General features: G+C 63.2%; 19 protein-coding genes. 12 read left to right on the top strand and 7 right to left on the bottom strand.

Going from position 1 to position 21,653, the window contains the following annotated elements:
* Positions 1-41 precede the first annotated feature (41 nt).
* A complete protein-coding gene (galE, locus tag FJ941_RS23430) occupies positions 42-1,013 on the bottom strand; it encodes a UDP-glucose 4-epimerase GalE (RefSeq protein WP_140509295.1) in 972 nt (323 codons plus the stop codon).
* Positions 1,010-1,984, bottom strand: coding sequence for a UDP-glucuronic acid decarboxylase family protein (locus tag FJ941_RS23425; RefSeq protein WP_140509293.1), 975 nt, complete (start codon positions 1,982-1,984; stop codon positions 1,010-1,012). Before FJ941_RS23425 ends, galE begins: the two co-directional genes overlap by 4 nt.
* Before the next feature lie 370 nt (positions 1,985-2,354).
* Between FJ941_RS23425 and FJ941_RS23420 the strand changes: the two genes are divergently transcribed.
* On the top strand, positions 2,355-3,851 hold the full coding sequence (locus FJ941_RS23420) for an aldehyde dehydrogenase family protein (protein WP_140509292.1): 1,497 nt from the start codon (positions 2,355-2,357) through the stop codon (positions 3,849-3,851).
* Positions 3,852-3,972: 121 nt separating this feature from the next.
* On the opposite strand, the gene FJ941_RS23415 is transcribed toward FJ941_RS23420, so the two are convergent.
* The gene (locus tag FJ941_RS23415; protein WP_140509290.1) at positions 3,973-5,058 is read right to left on the bottom strand and encodes a CaiB/BaiF CoA-transferase family protein; all 1,086 of its coding nucleotides are present in this window, start codon (positions 5,056-5,058) and stop codon (positions 3,973-3,975) included.
* 118 nt (positions 5,059-5,176) lie between these two features.
* Here FJ941_RS23415 and FJ941_RS23410 point away from each other — a divergent pair, with 118 nt between their 5' ends.
* The 3 genes from FJ941_RS23410 to FJ941_RS23400 are packed head-to-tail and all read left to right on the top strand — an operon-like array spanning position 5,177 to position 7,107.
* On the top strand, positions 5,177-6,199 hold the full coding sequence (locus FJ941_RS23410) for an LLM class flavin-dependent oxidoreductase (protein WP_140509289.1): 1,023 nt from the start codon (positions 5,177-5,179) through the stop codon (positions 6,197-6,199).
* Between the two features lie 49 nt (positions 6,200-6,248).
* Positions 6,249-6,893, top strand: coding sequence for a ThuA domain-containing protein (locus FJ941_RS23405; RefSeq protein WP_140509287.1), 645 nt, complete (start codon positions 6,249-6,251; stop codon positions 6,891-6,893).
* Positions 6,894-6,906: 13 nt separating this feature from the next.
* The gene (locus FJ941_RS23400; protein WP_140509285.1) at positions 6,907-7,107 is read left to right on the top strand and encodes a hypothetical protein; all 201 of its coding nucleotides are present in this window, start codon (positions 6,907-6,909) and stop codon (positions 7,105-7,107) included.
* Between the two features lie 14 nt (positions 7,108-7,121).
* Here the strand turns inward: FJ941_RS23400 and FJ941_RS23395 are convergent, their stop codons facing one another.
* The 3 genes from FJ941_RS23395 to FJ941_RS23385 form a co-directional block, all read right to left on the bottom strand.
* Entirely contained in the window at positions 7,122-7,541 is a 420-nt protein-coding gene (locus tag FJ941_RS23395) for a VOC family protein (RefSeq protein ID WP_140509382.1), read from the bottom strand.
* Between the two features lie 24 nt (positions 7,542-7,565).
* Positions 7,566-9,581 carry an amidase gene (locus FJ941_RS23390; RefSeq protein WP_140509283.1) on the bottom strand — a complete coding sequence of 672 codons (2,016 nt, stop codon included), beginning with the start codon at positions 9,579-9,581 and terminating at the stop codon, positions 7,566-7,568.
* Positions 9,582-9,673: 92 nt separating this feature from the next.
* Positions 9,674-10,600, bottom strand: coding sequence for a LysR substrate-binding domain-containing protein (locus FJ941_RS23385; protein WP_140509282.1), 927 nt, complete (start codon positions 10,598-10,600; stop codon positions 9,674-9,676).
* A gap of 84 nt (positions 10,601-10,684) precedes the next feature.
* Here FJ941_RS23385 and FJ941_RS23380 point away from each other — a divergent pair, with 84 nt between their 5' ends.
* The 5 genes from FJ941_RS23380 (at position 10,685) to FJ941_RS23360 (ending at position 14,885) form a co-directional block, all read left to right on the top strand.
* Complete coding sequence (locus FJ941_RS23380) at positions 10,685-11,515, top strand: class I SAM-dependent methyltransferase (protein WP_140509280.1); 831 nt, start codon at positions 10,685-10,687, stop codon at positions 11,513-11,515.
* Between the two features lie 11 nt (positions 11,516-11,526).
* Positions 11,527-12,036 carry a hypothetical protein gene (locus FJ941_RS23375; protein ID WP_140509278.1) on the top strand — a complete coding sequence of 170 codons (510 nt, stop codon included), beginning with the start codon at positions 11,527-11,529 and terminating at the stop codon, positions 12,034-12,036.
* Between the two features lie 157 nt (positions 12,037-12,193).
* Positions 12,194-12,424, top strand: a complete 231-nt coding sequence (locus FJ941_RS29240) for a hypothetical protein (RefSeq protein ID WP_140509380.1) — start codon at positions 12,194-12,196, stop codon at positions 12,422-12,424.
* Between the two features lie 79 nt (positions 12,425-12,503).
* Positions 12,504-12,704: a hypothetical protein gene (locus FJ941_RS23365; RefSeq protein WP_140509276.1), complete on the top strand. Its 201-nt coding sequence runs from the start codon at positions 12,504-12,506 to the stop codon at positions 12,702-12,704.
* A gap of 477 nt (positions 12,705-13,181) precedes the next feature.
* Complete coding sequence (locus tag FJ941_RS23360) at positions 13,182-14,885, top strand: phospholipase D-like domain-containing protein (protein WP_140509275.1); 1,704 nt, start codon at positions 13,182-13,184, stop codon at positions 14,883-14,885.
* An 83-nt stretch (positions 14,886-14,968) separates the two neighbouring features.
* Here FJ941_RS23360 and FJ941_RS23355 read toward each other — a convergent pair whose 3' ends face one another.
* A complete protein-coding gene (locus FJ941_RS23355; RefSeq protein WP_140509378.1) occupies positions 14,969-16,156 on the bottom strand; it encodes an alpha-D-ribose 1-methylphosphonate 5-triphosphate diphosphatase in 1,188 nt (395 codons plus the stop codon).
* A 380-nt stretch (positions 16,157-16,536) separates the two neighbouring features.
* On the opposite strand from FJ941_RS23355, the gene FJ941_RS23350 reads away from it, so the two are divergent.
* Genes FJ941_RS23350 through FJ941_RS23340 form a run of 3 tightly spaced genes read left to right on the top strand, consistent with a single transcriptional unit; the run spans position 16,537 to position 21,604 of the window.
* Positions 16,537-19,698, top strand: coding sequence for an AAA family ATPase (locus tag FJ941_RS23350; RefSeq protein ID WP_140509273.1), 3,162 nt, complete (start codon positions 16,537-16,539; stop codon positions 19,696-19,698).
* 23 nt (positions 19,699-19,721) lie between these two features.
* On the top strand, positions 19,722-20,876 hold the full coding sequence (locus tag FJ941_RS23345; protein WP_140509271.1) for a YcaO-like family protein: 1,155 nt from the start codon (positions 19,722-19,724) through the stop codon (positions 20,874-20,876).
* Positions 20,877-20,881: 5 nt separating this feature from the next.
* Positions 20,882-21,604 (top strand): TfuA-like protein, encoded by a 723-nt coding sequence (locus FJ941_RS23340; protein WP_140509269.1) that lies wholly within the window; start codon positions 20,882-20,884, stop codon positions 21,602-21,604.
* The last annotated feature ends 49 nt before the right edge of the window (positions 21,605-21,653 follow it).

The raw sequence follows: 21,653 nt of genomic DNA, 5'->3' as shown, positions 1-21,653 counted from the left end.
TTCTGGATGGTGGCGTAGGGCCACCCGGCCGTCTGGCGTAGCTATCGGCTGCGATACCAAGCCAATGCCGTCTCGACGATCCTGTCGATTCCAGATTGCTCGGGCACCCAGCCGAGTTCCCGGTGCGCCTTGCCGGCCGCGGCCACGAGCGCTGGCGGGTCACCAGCCCTGCGCGGACCGTAGATCACCGGAACGCGCGATCGCGAAGCCCGGTTCACCGCATCGACCAATTCCTTCACCGTCGTTCCGGTTCCGGTTCCGAGATTGTAGACGTCGACACCTTTGTCGCGGAGAAGCTTCTCCCCTGCCAGGACGTGGGCACGCGCGAGATCGGTGACATGGACATAGTCCCGCACCGCGGTTCCATCGCGGGTATCGAAGTCGGTGCCGTTGACGGTAAAGATCCGGCCCGGCCTGACCGCCGCCTCGATAGCGAGCGGTATGACGTGAGTTTCCGGTTCATGCCGTTCACCGATCTCGCCGTCGGGATCGCATCCGGCCGCGTTGAAATACCGGAGCATGACCGCGTTCAGACCATGAGCGAACGACAGGCTGTCCACCATCCGTTCTATGATGAATTTCGACCATCCATAGGGATTGATGGGCGACTGCGGATGCATTTCGTCAATCGGCGAGCGAACCGGTACGCCATAGGACGCGCAGGTGCTGGAAAAGATCAGCTTGTCGGCGCCGGCCTTCAGCATTTCCTCGAATAAAACCAGCGAGCCGAAACTGTTGTTTCGATAATAGAGTTCCGGGCGCTCGACGGACTCGCCCACATAGGCGTAGGCGGCGAAATGCGCCACCACATCAGGCTTGTATTGTCGCAGCGCCGCCGACACGGCCGCGGCGTCGCAAATATCGCCCTCGACGAGCGGCCCCCATTTGACCGCGTCGCGCCAACCGCGCGAGAGATTGTCATATGCAATGACGGACCAACCGGCTTCGGCGAAAGCCTTGCAACAATGTGATCCGATATAGCCGGCCCCGCCGGTGACCAGGACTGTCTTCATTCGGCGGCCGCGGGCCGCAAATGCCCAGACGAAGCCAAGCCTTCGAAATAGGCGATGGTCTTGGCAAGACCATCTCGCAATGCGGTTTCCGGCCTCCAATTCAACTCGTGCAAGGCTGTCCCGATATCGGGTTGTCGCTGTTTTGGATCGTCGATCGGCAGCGGCATAAATTCGACAGTCGACCGGCTTCCAGTGAGCTCGATCACAAGATTGGCGAGTTCGAGCATCGTAAATTCGACCGGATTGCCAAGGTTGATCGGACCGGTAACATCGTCAGCTGTCTGCATCATGCGAACCAGACCTGCGATGAGATCGTCGACATAACAAAATGAACGTGTCTGCTGGCCCGTGCCGTACACTGTTATCGGCTCGTTCTGCAGTGCTTGCACGATGAAGTTGGAAATGACGCGGCCGTCGTCCGGACGCATCCTCGGGCCGTACGTGTTGAAGATGCGCGCGACTTTGATCCGCAGCCTATGCTGTCGCCAATAGTCGAAAAACAGAGTTTCGGCACATCTTTTGCCTTCGTCGTAACAGGAACGAGGTCCTATCGGGTTTACCCGGCCCCAATAGTCCTCGGTCTGCGGATGAATTTCGGGGTCGCCGTAAACTTCGGACGTGGACGCCTGAAGAATTTTTGCGCGAACGCGCTTGGCCAGGCCCAGCATGTTGATCGCCCCGTGGACGCTGGTCTTGGTCGTCTGGACCGGATCGAACTGGTAGTGAACCGGGCTCGCAGGGCAGGCGAGGTTGTATATCTCGTCAACTTCTACGTAGAGTGGAAAGGTGACATCGTGGCGGATGATCTCGAAGGACCTGTTGTCGAGCAAATGCGAGACGTTTCTTCGGCTTCCGGTGAAGAAATTGTCGACACATATAACCTCGTGACCTTCGCCAAGCAGTCGCTCGCACAAGAACGATCCCAGGAAACCCGCGCCTCCGGTTACCAGGATTCGTTTTGCCACCTGCATTTTGGGATCTCCAGGCCGATTTAGGATAATTCAGGAACTAGCCTGACAGTTGGGCGACTTTCCAGCCTACCGCTTTCAATTTACATTACCGACAAGACATGATGCCTAAGTGCGCGCCCAGCGGTGTCTCGGCATTGTTTGGATCACATGAAGGGTATGGGTTGGCCAGACGCCTGCTAATCAGTTGATTTTCCGACGGCTTCTCGCCCTGCGGGTCCACTATCAGCCTTGACTTAAGACGCCCGCGCGGGCCGATGCGTATGCGCTGCGTGCCCCCGGTCGTGGCCGCCAAAACGCCTTTTCAGCTTTCCTGTTTGAGGTCGCCCGCGCCGGGAGTATTAGTCGCCACGGAATTCGGGAGGAGGAAGAGATGACGCTGAATTTCGACCCGAGGACGAAGGCCACGGCGCTCTATCATGGCGAATTCAGGCCGATGTTCATCGGCGGCATGTGGGTCGCGGCGCAGTCCGGCGAGGAGATGCAGGCGCTGAACCCGGCGACCGGCGAAGTGCTGGCGACGGTGCCGCGTGGCGGAGCTGCCGATGTCGACGCGGCGGTGGCGGTGGCGCGCGCGGCGTTCGAAGGTCCCTGGTCCAAGTTCTCGCCCTACGAGCGGCAATGCGTGCTGCTCAGGATCGCCGACCTGTTCGAGACACATTGGGAAGAACTCAGCGTCTCCGACACGCTCGACATGGGGCTGCCGATCACGCGCACGCTTGCCAACCGGCGCCGCGTCATCGGCATGCTGCGCTTCTATGGCGGCATGGCGACCGCGCTGCATGGCGAGGCGATCGACAATTCCATTCCCGGCGAGATCGTCACCTTCACAAGGCGCGAGCCGGTCGGCGTCGTCGGCGCGATCATTCCTTGGAATGCGCCGACCGCCGCCTCGATCTGGAAGATCGCGCCGGCGCTCGCCACGGGCTGCACTGTCGTGCTGAAACCTTCGGAGGATGCATCGCTGACGCCGCTGCTGATCGCCCGGCTGATTCAGGAAGCGGGCGTACCCGACGGCGTCGTCAACATCGTCACCGGAACCGGCGCCGAAGCGGGTGCGCGGCTCGCCGAACACCCCGACGTCAACAAGATCGTCTTCACCGGCTCGACGCTGACAGGCCAAGCGATCGCGCGGGCTGGGGTGACCAATCTCAAGCGCGTTTCGCTGGAGCTGGGCGGCAAGTCACCGATCATCGTCTGCCGCGACGCCGATATCGACAAGGCGGTTCCGATCGCGGCGATGGCGGTGTTCGTGCATTCGGGCCAGATCTGCATTGCCGGCTCGCGCCTGTTCGTGGCGCGCGAAATCCATGACGAATTCGTGCGCCGGCTGGCCGAGTTCGCCGGCAGGCTGCGCGTCGGCCACGGCATCCAGGCGGAAACCGAAATCGGGCCGCTCATCAATGCCAGGCAAGCCGGCAAGGTGGAAGGCTACATCAAGGCCGGCAGCGACGAAGGCGCCGAACTGGTCGCCGGCGGCGCGCGGCTGACAGGCGAACTCTATGATGGCGGCAACTTCATCGCGCCGACCGTGTTCGGCGCGGTGTCGGACACCATGACCATCGCGCGCGAAGAGATTTTTGGGCCGGTCATTTCGGCGATGCCGTTCGATACGCTCGACGAGGCCGTCACCCGCGCCAACGCAACGCCCTACGGTCTGGCCGCCGGCATCTTCACCAGCCATCTCGGCACCGCGCACAAGCTGGCGCGCCGCATCAAGGCCGGCTCGGTCTGGGTCAACATGTACCATGCCATCGACCCGGCGGTGCCGTTCGGTGGCATGAAGATGTCCGGCCATGGTCGCGAAGGCGGCATCGAGCACCTGCACGAGTATCTGGAGACGAAGTCGGTCTGGATCCAGACCGACTAGGTGGGGATTGGGGAACTTTATGATCGGTCGAACCGCCACTGACCTCGTCCTATCTGCCAGTCACTTCGCCGGGTGAGGCCGTAGACTACCGGCCAAGCTGGTATAGCCTAACACGGCGCCATCACGGTTCCGCCAGGCCCGCACGGATTTCGGCATCGTGCTCGCCGCGCGCCGGGCTCTTGGCCGATGTCTTTTGTTCCCCTCCGGAAAAGCGCGGCGCAGCAGCCGCCTGAAGCGCGCCGTCCACCGTCTGCCATGTGCCACGCGCGGTCATGTGCGGATGCCGGGCGGCTTCATGGGGGCCAAGCACAGGTCCGACGCAGGCATCGGACCCTTCGAACAGTTTGACCCATTCGTCGCGAGGTCTCGTGGCAAAGATCGCTGCAAGCCGGTGGCCGAGCGCCGGCCAGAGATCGCGATCGAACTGGTTGGCGAATTGCGGATCGGCGGCGAGGCCAAGCCTGTCGAGGAAAAGCGCGTAGAATTTCGGCTCGATGCACTGGACGCTGATGAAGCCGCCATCCGATGTCCGGTAGACGCGGCACCAATGCGGTCCGTCGAGCAGGCTTTGACCGCGCTCGGCTGCGAGCGCGCCAGACTGGCCGAGCGACATCAGCAGGTTCATCATGTGGGCCGAGCCGTCGACGATCGCGGCATCGACGATGGTGCCTTTGCCGCCGGCGCGGACGTTCATGATGCCGGCCAGCATGCCGATCACCAGATAGAGCGCGCCGCCACCTATGTCGCCGACCAGCGTCGGCGGCGCCATGGGCGGTTCTCCCGGCAAGGAGGCGTACCAGAGCGCTCCCGACAGGCCGATATAGTTCATGTCATGTCCTGCGGTGGAAGCCAGCGGTCCGTCCTGGCCCCAGCCGGTCATGCGGCCGTAGACTAGGCGCGGGTTGACGGCGAAGCAGGCCTCCGGGCCGAGCCCGAGACGTTCCAGCACGCCGGGCCGGAATCCCTCGATCAGCCCGTCGGCGGTGGCGATGAGGCGCATCAGCACGGTCACGTCGTCGTCATTCTTCAGGTCGAGCGCGATGGAGCGCTTGCCGCGATCGAGCAGCGAGCGCTCAGGCGCGCCCTGCATGGACGCTAGCTTGCGATGAACGACAATGACATCGGCGCCGTGATCGGCGAGCAACATGCCGGCGAAGGGCGCCGGCCCCAGCGCCTCGATCTCGACGATGCGGATTCCCCTGAGCATCCCATCCTCCACAGCGTTGGTGCTTTGTATTGCGAACTTTTGGCACCGAGAGGGCGACGGTGTGTAACCCCGCTCTTTTGCCATTGAAGCACGTGCCGCTCGCATATACTTCACGGCGATGAAGAAAATCGGTTTCCTGTCATTCGGGCACTGGACGCCCTCGTCGCAATCGCAGGTGCGTTCAGCTTCGGACGCGCTGCTGCAATCCATCGATCTCGCGGTCGCGGCCGAGCAGCTCGGCGCGGACGGCGCCTATTTCCGCGTGCATCACTTCGCCCGCCAGCTCGCATCGCCATTCCCGCTGCTGGCGGCCGTCGGCGCCAAGACCAGCCGCATCGAGATCGGTACGGCGGTCATCGATATGCGCTACGAAAATCCGCTCTACATGGCCGAGGATGCGGGTGCCGCCGACATCATCGCCGGCGGACGCCTGCAGCTCGGCATCAGCCGCGGCTCGCCGGAGCAGGTGATCGATGGCTGGCGTTACTTCGGCTACGTGCCGCAGGAAGGCAAAAGCGACGCCGACATGGCCCGCCATCACGCCGAGGTCTTCCTCGACACGCTGCGCGGCGAAGGCTTCGCCCAGCCTAACCCAAGGCCGATGTTTCCCAATCCGCCCGGCCTGCTCAGGCTCGAGCCGCATTCGGAGGGCTTGCGCGAGCGCATCTGGTGGGGCGCGGCCACCAACGCCACCTCGCAATGGGCGGCGAAGCTCGGCATGAATTTGCAGAGCTCGACGCTGAAATTCGACGAGAGCGGCAAGCCGTTCCATGTCCAGCAGGCCGAGCAGATCCGCATCTATCGCGAGGCGTGGGAGGCAGCCGGACATGAACGCGAACCGCGCGTTTCGGTCAGCCGCAGCATCTTCGCGCTGGTCGACGATCGCGACCGCGCCTATTTCGGCCGCGGCAATGAGAGCCGCGACCAGATCGGCTTCATCGAGGAGAATACGCGGGCAATCTTCGGCCGCAGCTACGCCGCCGAGCCGGACGTGCTGATCAAGGAGCTTGCGCAGGACGAGGCGATTGCCGAGGCCGACACTCTTCTGCTCACGGTTCCCAACCAGCTCGGCGTCGACTACAACGCCCATGTCATCGAGGCGATCCTCACCCATGTCGCGCCGGCGCTCGGCTGGCGCTGACCCATGCGGCGAGCGATCGTCGGTCTAATAGATCGAGGGAGGTTGCCGCATGTCGAAGAAAGCCCTGATTGCCTGGGGCGGCTGGGAAGGCCACACACCGGAGCGCAGCGCCAACGTCGTGCGCGATATGCTCGAGCGTAACGGGTTCGCGGTCACGCTCGGCCACGGCACGGCGATGTTCGCCGATCCGGACCTCGCTTCATTCGATCTCATCGTGCCTGTCATCACCATGTCGACGATCGAAAAAGCGGAACTGAAGAACCTGACGCAGGCGGTTCGCCAAGGGAGCGGGCTCGGCGGTTTTCACGGCACGATGGGCGACAGTTTTCGCAATGAGCCGGACTACCAGTTCATGACTGGCGGCCAATGGGTCGCGCATCCCGGCGACATCATCGACTATCGTGTCGTCATCGCCCGGCCGGACGACCCGATCACCAGCGGCGTCAGTGGGTTCGCCTACCGGTCGGAGCAATATTACATGCATGTCGACCCGGGCAACGAGGTGCTGGCGACAACCACCTTCACCGACGCGCATTTCCCCGGGATTGGCGGCGTCGTCATGCCGGTCGTCTGGAAGCGGCGTTATGGCGCCGGCAAGGTCTTTTACAGTTCGCTTGGCCACACGGCGGACGAGTTCGCGGTGCCGGAAATGGCGCTGATTGCCGAGCGCGGTTTGCTGTGGGCCGCGCGCTAGCGCGGAGACGGTGATGGACACCCGGGATAGCTGGTCTTTGCGGGAACAGCGACGGGAGATCGACGGGATGTTCGACTACCGTTACTCCCAGCTTCTGGACGTGTTTACCCGTCTCATTCTCGCAGGGCATATGGGCGAAGCTCTCATCTACGGCTTGTCGCGAGACAAGCTGGAAACGATCCGCTCATACCTTGCCCATGCCGCAAAGCGTTAAATCTTGATCAGGCTCTACCAGTCGGCGACCCGATCGCCGCCGGTAAATTGCGCGCTTTTGCCGGTGTATTCGAACAGTTCGATCTTCACGCCGTTAGGGTCGCGCAGCCAGGCCTGGTAGGTGTCGTCGCAGGCGAGTTTCTTGGCGGTGACGTCGACGTCCATGGACGTGATGTGGGCGATCGCGGCGTCGATGTTCTCGACCTCCAGGCAGAAATGGTTGATCTGGTCCGTCTCGCTGAACCGTGCTCCGTCCTTCTGGAAAACCTCGACATGGCTGCGGCCGCCGCAATTGAGGTAGAAGCCGAAAACCGCGCCGTCGCGCAGGAAGTTGAACTGGACGTCCATGCCAAGGACATCACTGTAGAAGCGCCGCGTCTCTTCGAGGTCATCGGCGAAGATGCAGACATGGGCGAGTTGCTTGACCTTGATCATGGCTGAGCCCATCCTGGCTGCTCCTCACCCAATCCCGCCGGTAACCGCATAGGCGCCGGCGGTGCGCCCATCATGCAGTCGCAGCTCCGCCGTGACAATGGAGCCGTACGAGCCGCGCCAGACACTGTGGGACCGACGATGCTCGGCGGCAGGGACAAGCGCCCGCCCGGTGAAACACGCACCGCTTCGCTGCATCTCCACGGCTTCTCCGTTGAGATGTACCTTGACGCTGGCCGTTTCGGCAACCTCGCCAACCATTTCGAGTGTGATGGCGATCTCGTCCAGATCACCCGAAGCCCGTGTCACGGCCATAAGCTTGAGCGCGGGCGCCTTGCCATTGCCGGCTCGGCTGGGTTGGCCTGAAAACACATCGCCGGCCAGCTCGGGCGTGCGCGGCGGGCGGGTGCGGCGCTGCGTGGCGCGCTCGAAATCGCCGGCCATGCGCAGCAACTTTTCGTCGTCATAGGCCTTGCCGGCGAAGGTCAGGCCGACCGGCATGCCGATGTCGGCCATGGTGCCCATCGGCACGGTGACGGTCGGGATGCCGAAATGGCGCCAGACCAGATTGCCATTGGCGACCCAGGTGCCGTTGCGCCAGGCAAGATCGGCGGACGCCTCGTTGACGTCGGCGTCCGCCGGTCCGACATCGGCGGCGGCCGGCAGGATCACGGCGTCGAGGCGGTTGTCGTGTAGCCAGTCCTCGAAATCGATGCGCCTTGTCGTCTCCAGTCCCTTGATGCCGTCCTCCAGCGCGGGAATGTCGGCCAACGGCGTGACGCCCGATTTCGCGCGCTCGACATACTGCGCCAAGTCGAAGCCGCCCTCATAACGGTCTGGCAGCGTGCCGGGCGGCTGCGGGAAAATCCTGGGGCCGTCGACCGCGGCGAGATCGGGTAAAGCGGGGTCGGCATTGGCGCGCAGGAAATCGTCCCAGCCCCAGATGCTGAGGTCCCAGAGTTCGCGCTCGGCGAAATCCCGCGGCACCAGTCCGCGCTCGACCATGGTTCGCGCGCCGGGACGGTCACGCTCGTAGTTGGAGACGACGGGAAAATCGACCTCGACCACCTCGGCGCCCAGCCGTTGCAAATCCGCACCCGCCTGTTCCCACAGCGCCAGCACCGAGGCGCGGGTTGCGATCGGCCGGTCGGCCTCGCTGTCGCGGCCGATATACATTCTGGGTACGCCGAGCCGCTTGCCCCGGAGCGACCCTTCCAACGTCATGTCCGTGTAGCGCGGCGGGCGTAGCTCGGAACTTCCAGGCAAAGCGACCCAAGGCTGCGCGCGCCAGAAATCGCCTCGCGTTTCCGGATCGTCGGCGACGATGACATCGAGCAGTTCCAGCATGTCGGGGACGCTGCGCGTGTGCGGCACCACCACGTCCATGGTCGGCACCAAGGGCCAGTTGCCGCGCACCGAGATCACGCCACGCGAGGGCGTGTAGGCGACGAGCGCATTGTTGGTGGCGGGAGCGCGGCCGGACGACCAGGTTTCCTCGCCGAGCCCGAAGGCGCAGAAGCTGGCCGCCGTTGCCGTGCCGGACCCGTTGGACGAACCCGACGCGAAGGCGGCGGTTAGGTAATCGGCATTGTAGGGGCTTTCGGCGCGGCCATAGACGCCGCGCTGCATGCCGCCATTGGCCATCGGCGGCATGTTGGTGAGGCCGATCAGCACCGCACCGCCGGCACGCAGCCTGGCGATGGTGAAGGCATCCTCGTTGGCGACGAGATGCTCGAAGGCCGGCGAGCCGGCCGCCACCGTCAGGCCCTTGACCTTGTAGCTGTCCTTGGCGGTGTAGGGGATGCCGTCGAGCGGCCCGAGTGTCTTTCCTTGCCGGCGCCGCTCGTCGGAAGCGGCGGCATCCTCGAACATATCAGGGTTGAGCACGGGCACGGCGTTCAGCGCGATGCCGTGCCGGTCGAAATGCGCGATGCGCCTGAGATAGGCCGCGACCAGCTCGATGCTGGTGACGAGGCCGTCATCCAGCGCGCGGCGCAGTTGGTCGATGGTCGCTTCGACGAGGTGAAAGCTGGCGTCGGTCATCATTGTTCCCAGGCTGTTGTTTGTTCGCCATGGATGAGCAAGGCCGCCGGCTTCGGCAAGCGCCAATCGCAATTCGTTGCGGGCCAGGTAGCTCAGGCGCGTGCCTCGGCGTCGCCTCGGTGCCTGACATGGTCGATGAACGCGCGCAGCTTGGGCAAGACCTGGCGCTTCCCCGGGTAGTACAGGAAAAGCCCAGGCAAGGTCACGGCAAAGGACCTCAGCGCCTCCTGCAACCGGCCGTCAGCGACCGGCACGCTGGCGAGCGGCTGGGGCACCTGGGCAAGGCCGGCCCCTTGCATCGCCGCGCCCAGAAGCGTCGGATAATCATGCGCGATCAGCGGCCCGGAGACGATGGCCTCGACCGACTTGTTGCCGTCGACAAAGGGCCAGGGCGCGATCGATCCGTTTGACCGGCGCATGCGCAGGCAGGCATGGCTGCGCAGATCCTCGATGCGTTGCGGCACGTTCCGCTGGCGCAGATAATCAGGGCTACCGACGACCACGAATGGCAGCGGCGGCGTCAAGCGCACCGCGATCATGTCGGCGGCGACAAATTCGCCGGGCCGGATGCCGGCGTCGAAGCCCTCGGCGGCAAGATCGACGAGTTCTCCACTGGCGACGATCTCCAGCTCGATTTCCGGATAGGCCTGGCAGAAGGATGCGATGAGCGGCTCCAGCAGGATCGGCACCACCGACGGCGGTACCGAGAGGCGCAGCAGTCCGGTCGGCCGCTGGCCGAGGTCGCGCGCCACCTCGCTCGCGGCAACCAGTTCCTCGAATGCAGGTCCGGCACGTGACAGAAAGCGCTCCCCGGCTTCGGTCAGGCCGACGCTGCGCGTCGTGCGGGTGAAGAGCGCGGCGCCGATGCGCGCCTCGAGCGTGCGGATCGCCTGGCTCATCGCCGACGGCGTTACCTTGAGCTCGGTCGCCGCCTTGCGGAAATTACGATGCCGGGCGACGCTCAGGAAGGCCTCGACGCCGTCGAGCGCTCCCTGCCTGACTGTGAAGTTCTGCTTCATGGCGCATCGACATTATCGCGGATAGTCGCGGTTAGAAAGCGCCTCTATCTCTGCGGCAACGACGGAAATCCAGAGGAAACCGCAATGACGGATAATCTCGACGCAGTGCGCGCTCACTACCGCGCGAGCGGCCTGACCGATCGTCTCAAGACGGCGCTGGCCGCTTTGGGACCAGAGGGCCAACGGCTCATGCCGGAGCAGTTGGCGGGGCTCGACCAATTCCACACCCGCGGGCTGGCGGCGACCGCCGAGCTTGCCGGGTTGGCCGGAATTGGCCCGGAAACGATCGTCCTCGATGTCGGATCGGGGCTCGGTGGGCCGGCCCGTTTCCTGGCGGCGACCCGCGGCTGCCGGGTGACGGGCGTAGACCTCAGCGAGCCGTTCGTCGAGGCAGCGCACTATCTGACCGAACGAATGGGGCTGAGCGAACAGGTAACGTTCGAGGGCGCCAGCGCGCTGGCGCTTCCCTTCGACGACAGCCATTTCGATGTCGTGTTGCTGCAACACGTGGCGATGAACATCACCGAGCGCGGACGGCTCTATGACGAGATCAGGCGGGTGCTTAAGCCGGGCGGCAGGTTTGCCACCTATGACGTCGTGTTGAACGGCGGCGATCCGCATTATCCCGTTCCCTGGGCACGAAGCCCGGCGGAGAGTTTCTTGCTCACCGCGGCTGAAACGCTAGCGCGGATCGAGCAGGCAGGCTTTGAAACGCTGGTATGGCAAGACGAGACCGAGGCAGCCAAGGCGTGGTTTTCGCAATTGCGGGCGTCCGGACCGCCCCCTTTGCTCAATCTCGGCCTCGTCATGGGGTCGGACTTCGCGGGAGTTGCCGCCAACCTTGGACGCAATCTCGGGGAAGACCGGCTGGGCATTCTGACCGCCGTCTTCGAAGCCATTCCGGGCAAGGCTTGAAGGAGGCAGGAATGTCGCCGGCCATGATCTTCGACATCCATCTCGCTCTGGGCTACGTGCCATGGTTGCTGTGCTTCGGCGCCTATGCCTGGCCCAGGCTCAAAGCGATGGACCGCCTCGAGGCGCAACGCGCCATCGCCACGCTGCACAGCTTCCGCTTCTTCGGGCTTGTCTTCATGCTTCCAGGTGTCGTCGGGCCCAATCTGCCGGCTGGTTTCGCCGTCCTCGCGGCCTATGGTGACTTCGCCACCGGCCTGCTGGCCATGCTGGCGCTTCTCACGGCACGCAGACATCAGCTATTCTGGCCGCTTGTCATCGCCTTCAATCTCGTGGGGGCCGTCGACATCGTCGTCGACTATTATCAAGGGGTCCAACTCGCCCTTCCCGATCTGGCAGGGGAACTGGGGGCGGCCTACGCGATCCCGATCCTCTATGTGCCGCTTCTGATGATCACGCACATCGCCGCGTTCTATCTGCTGATGCGTCGCCGGCCCGAGGCGGTTCAGGGCTCCCACCCCTGATGAGGAGGGACGGCATCGGCCTCAGTTGCCGCCTGCCTCCTTCATCTTCTCGATAATTTCGGCCCTCAGCGGCGGCCCTCGGGAAAAATCGATTCTTTATGCAACCTCTGATGGGCGCGTGCGTTACATGGCTTCCGGGGGAAGTAAGGTTTGCGATTTGGAGCGCTTCGAGATCCTGTACGAGCCGACAGGCACGTTTTCCATTTTCGACAGATACACCGAATTACCGGTTGCGGTAGAAGGCAGGGCTTTGATCGGGCTCTGTCGGCACGAAGTGCCGCTGGCCCTGCTAGCCGCCATGGAACCCGACGACAGCGGGGTGCCGTCGCTCTCGCTGTTGAGCGGCTGTCGATCATACGAATATCAACGAGACAACTTGCAAGCGTGAATGAATGCTCGCATAAGTTGCGACAAGGCATGCAGCATGAAAGAAAATGGCGCCGTTGTCATAGCATGAAAGGGGGATCATGCCCGATCAGAATGCGCTTATCCGCGCAGCTATCGCACGGCTGCTCTCGGAGAAAACCGGGTCTGCCGTGATTTCGATGAAGGAGAGTATCGAGGAACTGCCGGCGACAGCCCGCAAGGCCCAGACCATTGAGACCCTGCAGGATCTGCTGCTGGAAATGGCAGAGGAGCGTGGAATGATGGTGGAGCTCGATCTTTAGCTCCGAACCCAATCGACATTCTGATCGGTTCGGACCCGGCATGCGTGCCGTTTCGTGTGGCCGAAGGGATTCCTTCAAAACGCAATGTCGTCCGCGCTTCGGATCGGGCGGGAGGGCGCGGCAGGAAACGACCGGCGCGTCCATGTTGCCATAGGAAATAAATCCGCTCAATATTTGGACTCTTCTTGCCCGGAACGCCGGCGCGAGCGGTCCAGGCAATAACTTACCTCTGCAATACGCTTGGCACAAGCTTCGAGTTCGGATGAGGCAAAGGTTGAGTTTTGAGCTTTAATAAGCCGGCGAATTATGTGGCGAGGAATGTTGCCAATTTTATCAAAAGACGGCAATTTAGATGCATTTTTCGCCCTTCTTTCGTTTGCTGGACTCTCAGATGAAAGCTTTTCTATACTGACTTATCCAGTGCTGGTACTGTTGTAGGGACGATAAGAAGCCCTGACAGCGGCGAGGGAGGCTCATGTGGCCGATATCATCTTGAAAGTGTTTGCAAATGCCGACGATGTGCATCTCGTCTGGTCGCATCAGGAGGACATTGAGGGATGTCTGGGATTTGCCATCCAGTGCCGCCGCGGCGCCTCCGCCCCCAACTATCTGTCGAACCGCGTCGGGTTCGAAGACGATACGGAGGTCGACAAGGACGGCAACCGGATCACCTCGCGTTCCTCGCGGATCTGGCCATTCCAACGCTATGACTGGACAGACCACGCCGCCGATCTTGGCGACGTCATTGCCTATCGTATCGTCGCGAGGGTCAAGGGTGCCTCTGGCGCGCTGGAAGACGGGCCGGCGAGCGAATGGTCCGAAATGCTGACACTTTCCGCCGATTGCGGCGACGGTGCGAGTGTCCACTTCAACCGGGGTTACGTGCTGTCGCAGTTCATGGCGCGTTACATGAAGCGCAAGGGGATCACGCTCAAGGAGTTGAAGGAAACCGCCGTCATCGTCAGCAAGAATGTCGACCGTGAGGCGAGGGCCTTTCTGGGCGGCACTTTGCGCGAAACGATGCTGAAGATGATGGCCGAGGTCGCGGCCGATGAGGAGCTGGAGCTGCATGCCGCGCTTTATGAGCTCAGCGACGAGGAACTCATCGACGGGCTGAGCGCCATCGGCAAACGGGCGAAGATCGTCCTGGCGAATGGAAGCGTCGATGCCGAGGGCGAGGACGAAAACGCGGATGCGCGGGCGCGTCTGCGCGGCGCGGATGTTGTCGTGCACGACCGCTTCCTCGCGCCGAAAGCACTGGCCCACAACAAGTTCCTGGTCATCGGGCGCCCTGCGAACGACAAGTTCGAGCCGGCCAAGGTGTGGACCGGGAGCACGAACTGGACACCGACCGGTCTCTGCACGCAGCTCAACAATGGCATCATGCTCGAGCATCCGGTGCTGGCAGAGCGGTACGAAGCGCAGTTCAACCTGTTGGTCGACGCAAAGAGCGCGATTTCCGACGACCTGCTGCGATCCAACAATTCGCCCGAGCAAGGCATCGCTTTCGGTGCCGGCGCCATCGACAGCTGGTTCTCGAGCTTGAGCGATGAAATCGACATCAAGGAACTCGTCAAACTGGTGGAAGGTGCGCAGCATGGGGTCTTTTTCGTGATGTTTCAGCCGGGCAACGAGCCGGTGCGAACATTGCTCAGGCTTCAAAAGGAGAAGAAGCTCTATGTGCGCGGCGTCGCGACCCGATTCACCGGCAAGGGTCTCGAGGAGTTCAAGCTGCTGAAGGCGAAGCCCGAGGATTTTTTCCTCGATGCGGCGCAGGACACCGGGGTTGAGAAACCGGTTGGGCAATGGGCCGTGGAAGGTACGGCTGCCGACTTCCAATCGGCCATAGGTCACGCCATCACGCATTCAAAAGTGCTGGTGATCGATCCATTCAGCGACGATCCCATCGTCGTCACGGGCTCACATAATTTTTCGCACTCGGCGAGTGCCGTAAACGACGAGAACTTCATCGTCATTCGGGGCCACAAGAAGATCGCCATGCACTACGCCATCAACGCCATGCAGACCTACAGCCACTATCGCTGGCGTGCCTATCTCGCGGAGGCGGCCAAGGAGAGGAAGGATCCCTTCCAATATCTGTCGCGTGACCCGGACTGGCAAAAGCGCCGGACCTCCGGCGAGACCAAGCGCATGCTGGCGTTCTGGATGGCAGGCACCTAGAGCAATTCCGGGAAAACCGTGAAGTGGTTTCGCGGGAAAAGCGCGCGGCGCTTTCCCGGCGGGAATTGCGTCAGGACAAAGCGTTAGAGCCGTTTGCCGTTCCCGGGAGGCTGCGAACGGCTCAGCGTGCCGTCGCCGTAGATCATGCGGCCGGCGCGGAAGGTTGCTCGCACACGTGGCACCGGCTGGCGGTCGGCGACGACGAGATCGGCCAGAAGCCCGGCTTCGATGGCGCCGCGATCGGTGAGCCCGAGTGCCTCGGCCGGATTGGCGCTTGTCAGCGCCGCAGCCTTCGCCAGGCCACCGTCGCGCAGCTCCGCCAGGCCGAGCACGGCCGGCAGGATCGAGGCCGGGTGATAGTCGCTGGCCAGCATGTCGAGCAGCCCGGCCTCATAGGCCTGGCGGGCGGAAAGATTGCCCGAATAGGATTCTCCACGCAGCGCGTTGGGCGCGCCCATGGCCGTATACATGCCCAGCCGGCGGGCTTCCCGCGCAGCCTCCAGGGTCACCGGGAATTCGCTGAGCACGGTTCCCAGGCCGCGGACAAATTCCACCTTTTCCAGAGTGTCGTCATCGTGCGAGGCGAGCACGATGCCGCGGGCGCGGGCAAACGCCGACAGGCTCTGCAACGTGCCGAGCACACCGCCATGCCCGTTTCGATCGGCCATGCGCTTGCCGACGACCTCGGATACATCGGCTATCGACATGCCGCGCTCCTTGGCCATGCGGGCGATATACAATTCGACATCGCGGTACTGTCCCTGTCCGGGCGTATGATCCATCAGCGAAACCAGATGCAGCTTGCCGGCATCCATCAATCTTTCCAGCACGCCGACAGCTGCGGTGAACGTCACCTCGAAACGGGCATGGATGCGGTGATCGACCAGAAGGTCGTCTTTCAGCCCGGTGATGGTCTCGATGATCGAAGATGTATGTTCTTCCGAGCGCAGCAAGGCTGCGGTGGCGCTGTTGCCGATGAAGGAGAGCGCGGCATAGGCGGTGGTCACGCCGCAGGAGGCCAGCCGCTTGTCGAGTTCGGCGATGCCGATTGCCATCGGCACGTGGACCCCGCTGCGCGGCTCCACTTCCCGCTCCACCATGTCGCCATGCATATCGATGAAACCGGGCAGCAGCAGGCGGCCGCCGCCGATGAGGTCGGCGTTCTCGACAGGCTGGTCGCGGATCTCGGCGATCCGGCCGTCTTCGATCCTGACAGCGCCATTGGCAATGACGCGGTCGCGCAGGACAATCTCGAATTCACTCAGCCACATGTCCTGTTTCTTCGTGTGATCCCGGTGGGGCGCGGCCCTGTCTGTCCGTTCAAGCATGGTCGTCTCCGAAAACAGCATTCCACATTTCCGATCGCCCTCCGGCCGGGCTGCCTCAAGGCGTGTCACGTGGATGGTTCATTCCCGAGGATCGGATAAGCTCGGTTGGTGACAGCTTTATTTCGGTCATCGAAGTCATCCCTGCCGCCCACCAAAAGCGGTCGCGGCAAATGTCAACGCCACGGGGAGTTTACGCCGTGAGCATATCTCTCCATATGATCCCGGCATCGGCTTTCCCGCCCCGCCCACCGATTAAGTGTTTTGTGAACAGCATCGCACTTTGCTAATATTGCCGTCACTGTGCTCGGCGAGGAAATCGCAGCATGTCGGAGAAGAGCCCGGTCGCGTTGCCGGCGGCGTCGGTAGCAACAGGTTTTCTGGGCGGCAACGGCAAAAATGCGTCCGAAGCCCGGCATGAGCGCCGGATCCTGACCGCGCTCTGCTACGACCTGGTCGGATCGACCGACCTTCTTGCCATCCTGGACATCGAAGAGTTCGAGGAACTGATATCAGCCTTCCAGCGGGCGGCGAGACAGGCGGTCGCGTCGTGCTCGGGTGCCGTCCAGGTCGAGGTCGGCGATGGCGGCGTTGCTTTGTTTCCCGCCGAAATAGACGCCAAGGACGCGGCATCGCTGGCGATCCGGGCCGGGCTCGAAATCATCGACGCCTGCAGGCGGGTCGGTTCGGACCAAGGCCGCGCCGATCTGCATGTCCGGGTCGGAATCGCGACATCGATGACCTTGATCCACAAGGGTGACGCCGACACCGGTCGTGACAATGTCACCGGCCCTGCCTTCGCGATGGCCACGCGGCTCCAGGCCATCGCGCAGCCGGATACGGTGGTGGTCTCGGACGCGACGCGCAACCTGGCGCGACGGTCGCATGTGTTCAGCTTCAGGGGCCCCCATGCGATCAAGGGGTTTGCCGAGCCGGAGCTGGTCTGGCGCGCGCTGAGTCACAAGCGCGAGGTCGACCGCTTCTTCGCCTTCGGGCGGCTGAGCAGTCCGCTCGTCAATCGCGAGGCCGAGCTCGCCACGATCGCCGAAGCATGGGACAGCGCCGTCGCGGGAAACGGCGGCGTGGTGGTGATCGAGGGCGAGGCCGGCATCGGCAAGTCGCGCATTCTTCACGAAGTGCGCCGGCGCACGCGTCACCAGCGCGCGAAACTGCTGCTCTTCCAGTGCACGCCCGGCGGCTTGCGCTCGGCGCTGCATCCGCTGCTACAGAACGTACGCGGCGATCTCGCCGGCAACGAAGGACAGCTGAGCGCTGCCGCCGTGGCGGAAGTATTCCGCGATCATGACGTCCGCGATCCCGAAATCATCGACATCTTCTCGTTCCTGCTCGGCGCCGCGGGAGCCGATCCGATGCTCAAGGAAATCGACGCCGAGGCGATGCGCGCGAAAGCCAATTGGGCGGTTCGCCACTCGCTCGAAGCCCTGTGCGCCAGCGGACCGATCGTCCTGGTGGTCGAGGACATACATTGGATCGACCTGACGTCGAGACAATTATTGGCTGAGCTTGCACGGTCGGCCCGTCACTTCCGGGCGCTTGTCATCGCGACGACGCGCCCTGAATCCGAAAGCTGGCTGGCAGCATCGAATCCAAGGCATATCTCACTAGAGCCGCTCAACCGCGAGCAAACGCGGCTGGCGATCGCGGCCATGTGGCCGCAAGGCAAGCCGTCAACTTCCCCGGAATTGCTCGACGTGGTGGAACGCGTGACCGGAGGCATCCCGCTGTTCATCGAGGAAATCTGCCAGTGGATGACCGAGAACGCGGCCTCGGCAACGGATCGGCTGGCGCGGACCGCGACGCGCAGTCATGCCTCGGTGTTCGAAAGCGTGATCGAGGCCAGGCTCGAAACGCTGGGGCCGGCACGCGAAGTCGCGCGCGCCGCCGCCGTCGTGGGCAATCGTTTCAATCAGGAATTGCTGCGCGCGCTGTTGCCGGAGCTCGACGACGAAATCATCGCAAACGCGCTGGATTCGCTGATGGAGGCCGGGTTCCTGATCCGCGTGCGGTCTTCCGGCGTTCCGGTCCATGGCGTGCGCCATGCGCTTATTCAGGAGACGATCTACAACGCAACGCTGCGCAAGAGACGGCAGGCCTTGCATCGCCGCCTGTTTGCCGCGGTCAGCCGCAACCGAAACCTGGCCGGGTGGCTGGGCACCGCCGAGATCGCCGAGCACGCCGAGCGCGCAGGCCTTCTGGAGGACGCGATCGCTCAGTTCGTGATTGCAGGCACGGAAAGCTCGTCCCGCTCAGCAATGGCGGAAGCGAGGCAGCTACTCGAGCATGCATTGGCGCTCTGCGAGCGCGTTGCGGCAGCCGACACGCGAGACGCGCTGCGGCTATCGGCAATGATCGTGCTCGGTCCCATCCTGACCGCTGTCGAAGGTCCGAACTCGGCGCCCGCCCGCGAATTGTACGAGAACGGCGTGGTGATCGCCCGGCGGCGGCCGGTGGCGGAGCGGGCCAAGTGGTTCCCGATCTACTGGGGCTGGTGGTTCACGGATACCGTCATGGACGGCGAGCGCGCGGAAGTCGTGCTCAGGGATCTCAGGGATGTCGAGGATGCCGAAGTGCAACTCCAGGCCAGGCATTGCGTGTGGGCAATCGACTTCAATCTTGGCCGCCACGACCGCTGTATCGCGGCCGTCGACGCCGGACTGTCGCTCTATGAGCACGGCCAGGGCAAAGCCAATGCCGCGTTGTTCGGCGGGCATGATGCGAGGGTCTGCGGGCTCGCCCACCGCGCCTTGTCGCTGTGGTTCGTCGGAAAGCCGGCAAGCGCGATCCATTCGATGTCGGAAGCTAGGAACTGGGCGCAGCTAACCGGACATGCCGGCAGCATCGCGCATGCCTACCTCAACGAGGCGATGCTGCATTGCTATCGCCGCGATTTTTCGATGCTGCGAAGCGTGATAGCGGATTTGCGCCACTTGACGGAGCGCCATTATATGCCCGCCCTGGCCGCCGCGGCGCAAATCTTCGAAGGCTGGTGCGACGGCAACGCCGGCCAGGTCGAGAGCGGCAGGGAAAAAATGCGGCAAGGCCTTGGCCTCCATGGCGCGTTCCAGACGCCTGAGGACGAACCGGTCTATTGCAGCATGCTGGCAGAGCTTTTGACACGAACCGCCGAGGTCGATGAGGCGCTCGCGCTGCTGGGCTCGGCCGTGGCGCAGGCCGAGGCCGGAGGCAGCCGCTTCTGGCTGGCGGAGCTCTACCGGCGAAGGGCGGAGCTACTTCTTCTCCAGGGCGATGCGGAGGCGGACATAATCGCTGCCCTCGAAAAGAGCATCGCCATAGCCGCGGAGCAAAGCGCTGTGCCTTTCCTCGTCGGTACATACGAGACCCTTCAATCATCAGGCCTGTCACCTGAACTGTCGTCGCGCTATCGCGATCGGGTCGAACGTGCGAAATCCGCTCTCGAGCCGGACGCCGCGCTGATCGTCAATCCCGAATCGGCCGTTCGGCACTAGCCGGCCCTGCAAGAGTATCCGCGATGCTGGAGCGATATGAACGTCTGGGTCCGCCGCCCGATGAGGCGCTGGCGAGACTGATGAAGATGCGCGAAGGCTTGGGCATCACGCGGATCGCCGACATTACCGGGCTCGACCAACTCGGCATCCCGGTCGTGCAAGTGACAAGACCTTTCTCGCTCTCCAACGCGGTCGCGCAAGGGAAGGGCGCCACCCTGGCGCAAGCCGCGATATCGGCCATGCTGGAATCGGCCGAGAGCTTCTTTGCGGAGCAGGTGGCGAATTTCGACACAGTCGTCGGCCGCGCCGATCTGTTGGGCATCCCGCCCGATCGTTTCGAAAGGCATCTCCAGGGTGGCACCGCGCCCGGATGGCGCGGCAGGGAGACGGCGTGGGTAGCCGCGGACAATCTTCTTACCGGCAGCCGCGACCTAGTCCCTTTCGAGCTCGTGCACACCGCCTATGTGTTGCCGTCACTGCCCCATGACGGCATTTTCGCGGCATCGACGAGCGGTTTGGCCGCGGGCTTCGAGGAGCCGGATGCCATCGTTCACGGCATGCTTGAATGCATCGAACGCGACGCGATCGCCAGGGCATATCGGACCCACGGGTTTTTCCACCGTCACCGCATCGATCCCGAGACGATCGATGATCCGTCGCTCCGCGATCTTCTGGAAACCTTGGCGGCCAAGAACGTGCTGGTCGGCCTTTGGCAAGCTTTGTCGCCGTTGGGCATATCGGTGGTGTGGTGCCATCTGCTGGAAGACGAACCGACGGAAATGGTCCTTTTGGATCATCCGGCTGATGGTTCGGCCGCCGGTTTCAGTCCCGCCGGCGCGGCGGCGCACGCCATCCACGAAGCGGCCCAGGCCCGTCTGGCGGCGATCTCGGGCGCGCGCGATGACCTGACGCGCGCGTTCTATCCGAAATACCCCGATCGGCTGATGATCGCGGCGCATCGCCGGCTCCTCCGCGATGGCCCGCGCAGCGTGGACTTCCGCGCGCTCGCCGAGCACAAATTCAACACGGCGTCGGACGGGCTGTCGGTCCTCTTGGCAATTCTCGAAGAGAGGGGGTTCGATGCGGTTCACCTAATCCGGGTGCCAACGAAACCGCTCGACACCCTGTCGGTTGTCAGGATCGTCATCCCTGCCTTGCAGCCGCTCTTGCAGGGGTAGGGACCATGCGCCCGAAGCTCGTCTTCACCGGCCCTACCGTGTCCCATGCCGACGCATTGAAGGTCGTCGATGCGGTATGCCTTCCCCCGGCCGTGCAAGGCTCGATCGTTTCGGCCGTGCAGCATTTCGACCCGAGTGCGATCCTTGTAATAGACGGCGGTTTTCAGGCCGAGCCGGCGGTTCGGCACAAGGAAATCCTGTGGGCCCTCAGCCGCGGCATTCATGTCGTCGGCGCGGCCAGCATGGGTGCCCTTCGAGCAGCCGAGCTGTTCCCTCATATGCAAGGCGTCGGGCTTATCTACCGATGGTATCGCCGCTTCGCCTTTGCACCCGACGACGCGGTAGCGGTATTGCACGGACCAGCCGAGGTGAATTTCGCTCAATTGACGCATGCGCTGATTGACCTACGCCGGACCGTTCGCGCCGCTTGCCGGCGCGGCGTGATTTCACCCGAACAGCAGGCGAGGCTCGAGGGGGCGGCGCAGGCCGTCAACTTTCGCGAGCGCACCCTGGCACGAATGGTCCGGGATGCGCACGACGGCAAGGACGGCGTCGAGAATTTGTGCAGGGAACTCGGCGCGGCTTTCGTCCAGCAAAAAAAGCAAGATGCCCTGCGGGCACTCGAACGTTTGCGGGAGCAAGCATTTGAAAAAGCACACCCCATGCCGGAATTGCAGCTAACCTCGGCCTTCTCCAAGGATATGGATGATGCGGGGCTGGCGCTATAGGCCCTGGCCTCTTGGCGGTCGATGATTTACGCAACGTAAGCGCCGTGAT

It is taken from the genome of Mesorhizobium sp. B2-3-13 (assembly GCF_006442195.1).
In the GTDB taxonomy this organism is placed as follows: domain Bacteria; phylum Pseudomonadota; class Alphaproteobacteria; order Rhizobiales; family Rhizobiaceae; genus Mesorhizobium; species Mesorhizobium salmacidum.
This window is presented reverse-complemented; position numbering and strand designations above follow the sequence as displayed.